The following is an 11060-nucleotide window of genomic DNA, read 5'->3' on the forward strand; positions in this document are numbered from 1 at the left end:
AGGCTGCGAATGCGGAATTCATCTCGCTCCGAAAGCGATCGTTCATCCTGGTTCTTGTCTGACTGGAGTAGGAACATGTCGGGTACTTGCATGAAGTTCGGCCTCGCTGCCGCCCTTGTCATCCTTTCGGCGCCATTCGCGTTGGCGCAGGACGCCCTTGACGTCGATGAAATGGCCGCGCTTTGCCACGGTGGCGGGTCCATATGCGTGAGCGCGACGATCCCGGCCGCGCCGGCGACGCAGGCGGCACAGGGTTGGATGAGCCCCGACGTCGGCGCCGCTTGGGCTGCGGGATACAAGGGCAAGGGCGTCACGATAACGATCGTCGACGATTTCTCCAGCACATCGCGCTTCTCCGGCAATTTCGGTGTCGGGACACAAACCCAGCGCCACGGTGAATGGACGCGCGAAGAAGCCGGCATGATCGCGCCCTTGGCGACCATCAGGTCGAAAGATTTCACCACGAGTTCGTCAGTCGCGCTGGCGCCGGGTTTGAACGTGCTCAATCTGAGCTATGGCATGTACGCAAAGGCGGGCTATAGCCCGAACCAGATCGGATGGGCTCCTGAGGAAGCCTCCATCATCTCATACGCCACCAAAGGAACAGCCGTTGTCTCGAAGGCAGCGGGTAACGACTCGGTTGCCGTGGGCGGCGTCACGAGCGGCCAGCAGGACTATCTCGACCTTGCTCTGGTCGGCAAAGCCTCGGCGATCTTCGTCGGCGCACTGTCCACCAACGGCACGACCTCCAACAAGGCCCAGCTTGCCTGGTATTCCAACTACGCCGGCTCCAACACGGCTGTGCAGAGCCATTTCCTCGTCGTGGGTGTCACCGGCGACAAGACCGGCCTTTACGGCACGTCCTTCGCCGCGCCGATCATTTCCGGCTACGCGGCGATCGTTGGCAGCAAGTTCACCAAGGCAACGCCGACCCAGATCACCAACCAGTTGCTCAACACGGCCCGTACCGACACGCTGGCCAACTATAGCGCCGCCGTCTATGGCAAGGGCGAGGCAAGCCTTTCGCGCGCCCTGGCTCCCCTGGCCATCAAGTAGGGGAGCGACGCTGGTATTTGATTAGGTTTCAAGTGCCTTTGCGGCGCGTTCGAGCAGCGCGCCGCGATCCGGTGCAAATCCGGCTTCGATCCATTCCGCCTCGAGGTTCTTGAGGATTTCGCCCAGTTTCGGCCCCGGCGTTGCGCCGAGCGCCGCCAGATCGGCGCCTTTCAGCGGAAACACCGGTTTTTCCCATTTGAGCGCAAAGGCAAGCAGGCGCGAAAAGCCGCCCGCTTCGAGCAGCGCGTCATTGTCCTCGACCGCGCGCACCCGCGCCGCGGCAAGCGACAGCCGCAGGCGATCGACAAACCCTTGCCGGTCGCCACGATAGAGCCTTTTCGCCAGTTCGCCCTCGGTCGTTTTCGACTCGACGGCAGTTGTGAGTGCCCAGTGGCGCAAACGGTCTGATTCCGCGGTCGAAAACCTCAGCCGCTCGGCGAGCGTCTTCATGCGCGCGGCATCGGGCGGCACGATCGCTTCGAGCCGCAGCATCGGATCCGCCACCCAGCCCAAATCCTTCTCGGCCTTGGTCAGCCCATGGATGGCGTCGATGCCCCATTTCTCGCTTTCCGGCAGCGCGGTGGTCAAAACGCTGGCCTGCCGCATCCACAGCAGCGCCCGCGACGGATCGGGCGCCGACAAAAGCTTCTTCAGTTCGGACCAGATACGCTCCGCCGAAAGTTGTCCGAGCCCCTCCTTCAGCCGGGCGCAGGCCTTCAGCCCCTCGGCGTCCGGCCGGCCTTCGCCATACCAGGCGAAGAAGCGGAAGAAGCGCAGGATGCGCAGATAATCCTCGCGGATGCGCGCTTCCGCATCCCCGATGAAGCGCAGCCGGCGCGCCTCGATGTCGGCGATGCCGCCGACCAGGTCGACGACAGTGCCGTCGGCCTCGGCGTAGAGCGCATTGATGGTGAAGTCGCGCCGCTCGGCATCCAGCTTCCAGTCGCGGCCGAACGACACCTTGGCGCGGCGGCCGTCGGTCTCGACATCGGCGCGCAAGGTGGTGATTTCATAGGGTTTTCCGCCGGCAACCACCGTGATCGTGCCGTGCTCTATGCCGGTCGGCACCGCCTTGAAGCCCTTCGCTTCGGCGCGGCGGATGGTCTCCTCAGGCAAACAGGTGGTGGCGATATCGATATCGGCAACCGGCTGGCCCATCAGCGTGTTGCGCACGGCGCCGCCGGCGACACGCGCCTCCTCACCGCCTTCAGCTAGGGCGGCAAGCAGGCGCTGCAAATGCTTGTCGGCGAGCCAGTCGGCCCTGCCCGCGATCGAAACACTCACGCATAGAGCCTTTCATAGAGCGTGCGGATGATGCCGGCGGTGACGCCCCAGATACGCCGGTCGCCATAGGGCATGTCGTAGAAGAACCATTCGAGATCGTTCCACATGCGGCTGTCGCGCTTGTGGTTCACCGGGTCCATCAGGAAGTGCAGCGGCACTTCGAAGGCGGCATCGACCTCCTCGGCGTTCAAGCTCAGCTGGAAGCCGGGCCGCACGATGCCCAGCACCGGCGCGATGCGGTAGCCACTGCCGGCGACGTAGTCGGGCATGCGGCCGATGATCTCGATACGGTCCTGGTCAAGGCCGATCTCCTCGAAGGTCTCGCGCAATGCTGCGGCTTCCGGACTGGCGTCGGTGGCGTCGATGGTGCCGCCGGGAAAGGCCACCTGCCCCGAATGGCTGCGCAGCTTTTCGGCCCGTTTGGTCAGCAAAACCGTCGCCTCGCCGTCATGATCGACCACCGGGATCAGCACCGCGGCATTGCGCAGCGCCTTGCCCTGGTTGAGCCGCGGATGACCCGGATTGAAGCGATGGTCGCCATAGTCGTCGCCGGCATGCGCCTGCGGCTGCGCGGCAAAGCGCGCACGAAAATCCGCCGATGAAAACGGCGACAGTGATACCTGGTCCATCATGCGCTGAGCCGTTTCAACTGGTCCGCCGGCATGATCGGAAACACCGCGCCTTTCGAGCGCACGGCAAACATCGTCTTGCCGCCGATTTCGATCTCCTCGCCATGCCCGACCAGTTCATACATGACAGGCCGCCCGACCAGCGCCTCCAGCCGGCCGCGCACCAGCACATAGGGCTTCAACCCGCCGGTCTCGTTCTCATCGACGAAGCGCAGCGGCCGCTCCGGCCCGGCTTCGACCACGTCGCCGACATTGGTGCGGAAGGTGATGATCTGTTCATCGCCACTGCCCGAAACATCCATTTCGACGGCGATGAAAGGCGCGTCGGCGACGCGGATGCCGACCTTTTCCACAGGCGTCACCAGATAGGTCCTGCCGTCCGCATCCTTGCGCAGCACGGAGGAGAAAAGCTGTACCAGCGGCATGCGGCCGATCGGCGTGCCCAGGTAGAACCAGGTGCCGTCGGCCTTGATCTCCATGTCGAGATCGCCGCAAAAGTCGGGATTCCAGCGCTCGACGGGCGCCGCGCCCTTGCCGGCACGCGCCGCGCGCGCGATCAACGCCTCCAGGCCGCGCGCCTCGGTGGCGCTCGTAAGGCTTTGTTCGCGATGTTCGTCGTGTTCCGCCATCGTCACGAAATAGTCACTGTTGTTCCGCTTGTCAGCCTAAGTCTGTGATTTAAGTTCGACCATAGGCGCTACGCGAGGCCGAATCGCGGCAACCTATGATATGATGCGGGCCGGTATTTCCAACCAAAGGGATCGATGCGGCATGAGCGTGATGGTCAAGGAAAGCCCGATCAGCGAGAAGGACATGGTCGCCGAGGCCGAGAAGGCGCTGGCCGACATTTCCAGGATCCGCGACGGGGTCGGCCGGGTGATCTTCGGTCAGGAGAACGTCGTCGAGCGCACGCTGGTGGCAGTGCTGGCCGGTGGCCATGCGCTGCTGGTCGGCGTTCCCGGCCTCGCCAAGACCAAGCTGGTCGAAACGCTGGGCGTCGTGCTCGGCCTCGATTCGCGCCGCATCCAGTTCACGCCCGACCTGATGCCGTCCGACATCCTCGGCTCCGAGGTGATGGAGCAGGACGAAACCGGCAAGCGCTCCTTCCGCTTCATCTCCGGGCCCATCTTCGCCCAGCTTTTGATGGCCGACGAGATCAACCGTGCCTCGCCGCGCACCCAGTCGGCGCTGCTGCAGGCCATGCAGGAATACCATGTCACCATTGCCGGCGCCCGCTATGACCTGCCGGCGCCCTTCCATGTGCTGGCGACACAAAATCCGCTGGAGCAGGAAGGCACCTATCCGCTGCCCGAAGCCCAGCTCGACCGCTTCCTGATGCAGGTCGATATCCTCTATCCCGAGATCGAGGCCGAGCGCCGCATCCTGCTGGAGACCACCGGCATCGAGGACGCCAAGGCGCAGAACGTGCTGCAGCCGGCACGGCTGAAGGAAATCCAGACGCTGATCCGCCGCATGCCGGTGCCTGAAAGCGTGGTCGAGGCGATCCTGACCCTGGTGCGCTCGGCGCGCCCGGGGCAAGGCAATGCCGAGACCGACAAGCATGTCGCCTGGGGTCCCGGCCCGCGCGCCAGCCAGGCGCTGATGCTGTGCACGCGCGCTCGCGCGCTCTACGATGGACGGCTGGCGCCATCGGTCGACGATGTGCGGGCGCTGGCCGAGCCGGTGCTGCAGCACCGCATGGCGCTGACATTCGCCGCCCGCGCCGAAGGCACCAGCGTACGCGATGTGGTGGCGAAGCTCGTGAAAGGAATTTGATGGCGCGCATCGGCGAGGTCCAGGCTCCGGCAGCGACGCGCGACGCGCTCGCCCGTGGCCGGTTGCGGGCTTCGCTTGTGCCCGACCTGCTGGTCGAGGCCCGACGCATCGTCAACACCGTGATCGCCGGCTGGCATGGCCGCCGCAAGCGCGGCATCGGCGAGAATTTCTGGCAGTTCCGGCCCTATGTCGAAGGCGATTCCTCGCGCATCGACTGGCGCCGCTCGGCCCGTGACGACCACACCTATGTGCGCGACCGCGAATGGGAAGCCGCCCATACGGTCTGGCTGTGGGCCGACCCCTCGCCGTCCATGCTCTATAAATCGACCGGCGCCAGCGTTTCCAAGCAATCGCGCGCGCTGGTGCTGGCGCTGGCCATGGCCGAATTGCTGTCGCGCAGCGGCGAGCGCATCGCCTGGCCTGGCCTCACCGACCCCTTCACCGCCCGCAACGGCGCCGAGCGTATCGCAGCCCAACTGATGCATGCCGGCGACTTGCCGGCCAAGCCTGACCTCACAGACATCAGGCGCTTCTGCGACATCGTCATCGCCAGCGATTTCCTCGATCCCGTCGAGGAGACGATGGAATGGCTCGACGTGCTCGCCCGCCATGGCGTGCGCGCGCATCTGATCGAGGTTGCCGACCCGGCCGAGGAAACCTTCCCCTATGCCGGCCGCACCGAATTCACCGATCCCGAGACCGGCGACAAGCTGACCGCCGGCCGCGCCGAAATGCTCGGCGACGAATACCGCCTGCTCTACACCGCCCGCCGGCAGGAGCTGGCCGCCTGGTGCAAGCGCCTCGGCTGGAGCTTTACCGTCAACCACACCGACCGGCTGGCGTCCGACGCGCTGGTGCGCCTGCACATGGCAATGACCGCCGATGGCGGCTATGCCGGTAGCGGCCGTACCGGTCAGCCCGGGCCGACCGCCAGTGGTGGTCGTGCCGGCATGATCGCCAGCGGCGATCAGCCAGGAAAGGCGGTCGCATGAGCTGGCTGCCGCTCTCCTTTGGCGCCCCCATGGTGCTGTGGGGCCTGCTGGCGTTGCCGGTAATCTGGTGGCTGCTCAGGCTGACGCCGCCCAAGCCGCAGGCCGAGATCTTCCCACCGCTGAAGATCCTGGCGCGCGTGCTGAAGCGCGAAGAGACGCCGCATCAAAGCCCCTGGTGGCTGACGCTGCTCAGGCTGCTGATGGCGGGGCTCATCGTCGCGGCCCTTGCCGAACCGGTGTTCAACCCGCGCGAAAAACTGCCGGCCGAGGGTGCGGCCCTTGCGCTGGTCATCGACAATGACTGGGCCAGCGCCGCCGACTGGAACAAGCGCGTCGCCACCGCCGAGCGGCTGATCAAGGACGCCGGCTCGAACGGCGTGCCGGTCATCATCGCCTTCACCGCCGAAAAGGCCAATGCGGAGATCGGTCCCTTCGATGCCGCCGCCGCACTCGACCGGCTGCGCGCCGCCAAACCGCGGCCGATCCCGACCGACCGGCCCGCCGTATATGCCCGCGTCGCCGGCGTGCTGGAGAGCTTGCCCGGCGCCAGCGTCGCAGTGCTGGCCGATGGCCTCGCGGCCAAGGGCGACGAGGCAGCCTTCAACACGCTGTTGTCGAAAAATGCCGCCCGTGTCGTCTGGGCCGTTGCCGACCGGCTTTCGCTGACCGGCCTGACCAGCGCCGACAACCAGGTCGACGGCTTTGCGCTCACCGCCATCCGCGCGCCCGGCGACCCGGCGCCCGAACAGGTCACCGCCGGCGCCTTCGACGACAAGGGCCGCCGCATCGCCGATGCAACGCTGACCTTCGCGCCGGGCGAAGCCACCGCCACCGGCACGATGGCAGTGCCGTTCGAACTGCGCAACGACTTCGCCTCGATCGCGCTCGACGGTGAGCGCCAGGCGGGTGCGGTGCGCGTGCTCGACGAAAGCTCCAAGCGCCGCCGCGTTGGGCTGCTGTCGCAGGCCGAGGCCGACCAGGCGCAGCCGCTTCTGTCGCCGCTCTACTACATCAGGCGGGCGCTGCAGCCTTTCGCCGATCTGGTCGAGCCCTCCAGCGCCGACCTCGCCGACGCCATCCCGCAGATCCTCGACCAGAAGCCGGCGATGATCATCATGGCCGACGTCGGCACCATTCCCGCACAAGTCCGGCAAAGGCTGGTCGACTGGGTCGACAATGGCGGCACGCTGGTGCGTTTCGCCGGCTCGCGGCTCGCGGCCGCCGGCAATGATGACGATCTGCTGCCGGTCCGCCTGCGCACCGGCGAGCGTTCGCTGGGCGGCGCATTGTCATGGACCTCGCCGCAGCCGGTCACCGAATTTCCCAAGGCAGGCCCCTTCGCCGATCTGGCGCCGCCGACCGAGGTGACCGTGAGCAGGCAGGTGCTGGCCGAGCCGACACCCGATATCGTCGAGCGCACCTGGGCGGCTCTTGCCGACGGCACGCCGCTGGTCACCGGACTGAAGAAAGGCAAGGGCACGCTGGTGCTGTTCCACGTCACGCCCGAGGCGACATGGTCGAACCTGCCGATCTCCGGCAGCTTCGTCGAGATGCTGCGCCGCATCGTCCAGCTGTCGCGCAACCAGGGCGCGGCGATCGCCAATGCCGAAGCTGCCGCCACGTCGCTGGCGCCCTACCGCATGGTCGCGGCCGACGGCTCGCTGGTGCCGCCGACGCCGGATGCGCGGCCGCTGGTGCCCGGCGCCGGCGCGCTGCCGGTGACCTTCGAGAACCCGCCCGGCCTCTACGGCTCCGAGACCGGCGTCTTCGCCCATAATTTGCTCGACGCTGCCAGCACGTTTGCGCCGCTGGCGCGCCCGCAAATCGCTGTTCCGGTCACCACGATCCAGTATGCCTTCGACGAATCGCGCAATTTGAAGGGTTCGCTGGTCGCAGCCGCCCTGGTGCTGATGCTGCTCGACACGCTGGCGGTGTTCTGGATGGGCGGCCTGTTCTCGCGCCGGCCGCGCCGCGCCGGTGCCGTGGCAACCACCGCAGCGATCCTGATTGCGCTTGGCGCACTGTTCGGCCATGCCGATTTCGCCCGCGCCGACGATGCCAAGCCGGGCGACGATGCGGCCGTCGAGGCGATTTCGAAGACCCGCATCGCCTATGTGCTGACCGGCGTGCCGGGCGACGATTCGATCAGCCGCGCCGGGCTCGAAGGCCTGACCCGCTTCCTGATCGAGAAAACCGCGCTCGAACCCGGCGCACCGGCCGGCGTCGATATTTCAAAGGACGAACTGTCCTTCTATCCGCTGATCTACTGGCCGATCGATCCGGCCGCACCGATGCCCAGCCAGGCGGCTATCGCCCGCATCGACGCCTATATGCAGCAGGGCGGCACGGTGCTGTTCGACACCCGCGACCAGTTCGCCAACGGCATCGGCGCCGATTCCACCAGCCCGGCGACCGAGCGGCTGCGCGACATCCTGGGTAACCTCAACGTGCCGCCGCTGGAGCCGGTGCCGTCGGACCATGTACTGACCAAATCCTTCTTCATCCTGCCGGAATTTCCCGGCCGCTTCGCCGGCAGCCCGCTTTGGGTCGAGGCATCGCTCGACGCCAGCAATGCCGACAACCGTCCGGTGCGCACCGGCGACGGTGTTTCGCCGATCATGATCACCGCCAATGATTTCGCCGGCGCCTGGGCGGTCGACGAGAATGGCGACCCGCTGCTGCCGACCGTGCCGAACGACCCGATGCAGCGCATCTATGCGCTGCGCGCCGGCGTCAACATCATGATGTACATGCTGACCGGCAACTACAAATCCGACCAGGTGCATGTGCCGATACTGCTCGAACGGCTGGGGCAGTAAGATATGAATTGGTCGATCTCCTTCGAACCGCTGATCTCCTGGCCGCTGCTCGCTTTGGTGCTGGTGCCGCTGGCGCTGCTTGCCCTTATAGGCCTGTGGTTTCGCCAGCGCGGCGGTGTCCTGCGCTTCGTCGCCCTGCTGGCGCTCGCCGCCGCTTTGTTCAACCCGGTGTTCCTCAATGAGGAGCGCGAGCCACTGAAGAGCGTCGTCGCGCTGATCGTCGACCGCAGCCAGAGCCAGGACATTGGCGATCGCACCAGGCAGACCGATGAGGCGGTGGCCGGGCTGCAGCAGCGTCTTGGCCGCTTCAAGCAGTTCGACGTCCGCGTCGTCGAGGCCGGCAAGCCCGACGCCGCCGAGGAGCGCACCGAAACGCGGCTGTTCGGCGCGCTGGAAGGCGCCTTCCGCGACGTGCCGCCATCGCGCATCGGCGGCGCCATCATGATCACCGACGGCGAGGTGCATGACGCGCCCCCGGCCGCGCCCGATTTCAACGCCCCGCTGCATGCTTTGATCACCGGCAACGACCACGAAAAAGACCGCCGCATCCGCTTCGAGAACGCGCCGCGTTTCGGCATCGTCGGCAAGCCGCTCGACATGACCTACCGCGTCATCTCGACGGAAAACGAGACCGGCCCGGTCGATGTGCGCGTCTCGGTCAATGGCGAGCAGGTCTCGGTCGAGCATGCAACCGTCGGCCAGCCCATGCCGCTGCAGGTGACCATCCCCGGTGCCGGCCGCAACATCATCGAACTCGCCATCGACCGCGAACCGGGCGAACTGACCGACACCAACAACCGCGCCATCGCGCTGGTCGACGGCATCCGCGAGAATCTGCGTGTGCTGCTCGTATCGGGCGAACCGCATGCGGGCGAGCGCACCTGGCGCAATCTCTTGAAATCCGACGCCTCGGTCGATCTCGTCCATTTCACCATCCTGCGGCCGCCGGAGAAGCAGGACGGCACGCCGATCAACGAATTGTCGCTGATCGCCTTCCCGACCCGCGAGCTGTTCGTCGAGAAGATCAAGGATTTCGACCTCATCATCTTCGACCGCTACCAGCACCGCGACGTGCTGCCGATCCTCTATTACGACTACATCTCCGAATATGTCGAAAAGGGCGGCGCGCTGCTGATCGCCGCCGGCCCCGAATATGCCGGCGAGGCTTCGATCGCGCGCACCCCGCTGATGTCGGCCCTGCCGGCAATGCCGACCGGCGAAGTGGTTGAAAAGGCTTTCTACCCGCGTCTCACCGACCTCGGCCAGCGTCATCCGGTGACCCGCGGCCTCGACGGTTCGGCCACCGAGCCGCCGCACTGGAGCCGCTGGTTCCGCACCATCGGCGTGCAGAATCCGCAAGGCGAAGTGGTGATGAAGGGCGCCGACAACCGGCCGCTGCTGCTGCTCGACCGCAAGGGCGAAGGCCGCGTCGGCATGCTTCTGTCCGACCAGGGCTGGCTGTGGGCGCGCGGCTTCGAGGGCGGCGGTCCGCATGTCCAGCTTTATCGCCGCATCGCCCATTGGCTGATGAAGGAACCCGAGCTCGAGGAAGAGCGGCTGACCGCCGAGGGACGCGGAATGGTGCTGGAGATCCGTCGCCAGACCATGGCTGACGATCCCGGCCCGGCGCAGATCATCACCCCCTCCGGCAAGACCGTGACCGTCAAGCTCGACAAATCCGAACCAGGTGTCTTCCTCGGCAGCGTCCAGACCAGCGAGATCGGCCTGTTCCAGGTCGCCAATGGCGATCTCACCGCGCTCGCCCATGTCGGGCCTGTCAACGCGCCGGAATTCGCCGACGTCGTCTCCACCGAAAACCGGCTGAGGGCACCGGCTGAGGCCACCGGCGGCAGCGTGCGCCGGCTGGCCTCGTCCACGGCCCTCGGCAGCGACGTGACCTTGCCTTCCATCGTGCCGGTGCGCTCGGCCGGCGAAGCCTCGGGCAGCGACTGGATCGGCCTGCGCACCACCGACGACAGCGTGCTGAAGGCCGTCTCGCGCGTGCCGCTGTTCGGCGGCTTCCTCGGCCTCGGCCTGCTGCTGCTGGCGATGGGTTCGATGTGGTACCGCGAGGGACGGTGAGAGCCTCTTCCTTCTCCCCTTGTGGGAGAAGGTGGCCTCGCGAAGCGAGGTCGGATGAGCAACTGTGTTTTCAGGCTTTGTCTGGACACCAGGGTTGGTTGTGTCGAAGCATGGCGCTGAGGATGGTCATAATCTTTCGGGCCACGGCGACGATGGCGACCTTTGGTTGCTTRCCGTTGGCAATGAGACGCTGGTGGAAGGCTCTGAGTACGGGATTTGAGCGGCTGGCGGTGAGCGCTGCCATGTAGACCACCCTGCGCAGAGCATGCCGGCCGCCCCAGATGACGCGGCGACCTTTGAAGGTGCCGGTATCGAAGTCGTAGGGCGCCAGACCGGTAAGCGCTGCAATCTCGCGTCGCGAGGCCTGCCCGATCTCCGGCGCCAGCGCCAGTATAGTATGGCTGAGGACTGGACCGGCACCG

At 66.3% G+C, this 11060-nt stretch carries 9 protein-coding genes; 5 read left to right on the plus strand and 4 right to left on the minus strand.

Annotated elements, in window-relative coordinates; translation table 11 throughout:
• The first annotated feature begins 75 nt into the window (after positions 1 to 75).
• On the plus strand, positions 76 to 1056 hold the full coding sequence (locus AC1DX4_RS32060) for a S8 family serine peptidase (protein WP_477224128.1): 981 nt from the start codon (positions 76 to 78) through the stop codon (positions 1054 to 1056).
• A gap of 21 nt (positions 1057 to 1077) precedes the next feature.
• Here AC1DX4_RS32060 and AC1DX4_RS32065 read toward each other — a convergent pair whose 3' ends face one another.
• The 3 genes from AC1DX4_RS32065 to AC1DX4_RS32075 are packed head-to-tail and all read right to left on the minus strand — an operon-like array spanning position 1078 to position 3598.
• Positions 1078 to 2340, minus strand: coding sequence for a CCA tRNA nucleotidyltransferase (locus AC1DX4_RS32065; protein ID WP_477224129.1), 1263 nt, complete (start codon positions 2338 to 2340; stop codon positions 1078 to 1080).
• On the minus strand, positions 2337 to 2969 hold the full coding sequence (locus tag AC1DX4_RS32070; RefSeq protein ID WP_477224139.1) for a CoA pyrophosphatase: 633 nt from the start codon (positions 2967 to 2969) through the stop codon (positions 2337 to 2339). Before AC1DX4_RS32070 ends, AC1DX4_RS32065 begins: the two co-directional genes overlap by 4 nt.
• On the minus strand, positions 2969 to 3598 hold the full coding sequence (locus tag AC1DX4_RS32075) for a DUF1285 domain-containing protein (RefSeq protein ID WP_477224140.1): 630 nt from the start codon (positions 3596 to 3598) through the stop codon (positions 2969 to 2971). Before AC1DX4_RS32075 ends, AC1DX4_RS32070 begins: the two co-directional genes overlap by 1 nt.
• Positions 3599 to 3740: 142 nt before the next feature.
• Here AC1DX4_RS32075 and AC1DX4_RS32080 point away from each other — a divergent pair, with 142 nt between their 5' ends.
• Genes AC1DX4_RS32080 through AC1DX4_RS32095 form a run of 4 tightly spaced genes read left to right on the plus strand, consistent with a single transcriptional unit; the run spans position 3741 to position 10638 of the window.
• Entirely contained in the window at positions 3741 to 4745 is a 1005-nt protein-coding gene (locus AC1DX4_RS32080; RefSeq protein WP_477224130.1) for an AAA family ATPase, read from the plus strand.
• Positions 4745 to 5737, plus strand: a complete 993-nt coding sequence (locus AC1DX4_RS32085; protein WP_477224131.1) for a DUF58 domain-containing protein — start codon at positions 4745 to 4747, stop codon at positions 5735 to 5737. Before AC1DX4_RS32080 ends, AC1DX4_RS32085 begins: the two co-directional genes overlap by 1 nt.
• Entirely contained in the window at positions 5734 to 8556 is a 2823-nt protein-coding gene (locus tag AC1DX4_RS32090; RefSeq protein WP_477224132.1) for a DUF4159 domain-containing protein, read from the plus strand. The genes AC1DX4_RS32085 and AC1DX4_RS32090 overlap by 4 nt, the downstream gene beginning before the upstream one ends.
• 3 nt (positions 8557 to 8559) lie before the next feature.
• The gene (locus AC1DX4_RS32095; protein ID WP_477224133.1) at positions 8560 to 10638 is read left to right on the plus strand and encodes a hypothetical protein; all 2079 of its coding nucleotides are present in this window, start codon (positions 8560 to 8562) and stop codon (positions 10636 to 10638) included.
• Positions 10639 to 10708: 70 nt separating this feature from the next.
• Here the strand turns inward: AC1DX4_RS32095 and AC1DX4_RS32100 are convergent.
• Positions 10709 to 11060, minus strand: a 352-nt coding sequence (locus AC1DX4_RS32100) for a transposase (RefSeq protein WP_477224134.1), incomplete at its 5' end; no start/stop codon positions are given.

It is taken from the genome of Mesorhizobium sp. P3_A8 (genome assembly GCF_056402995.1).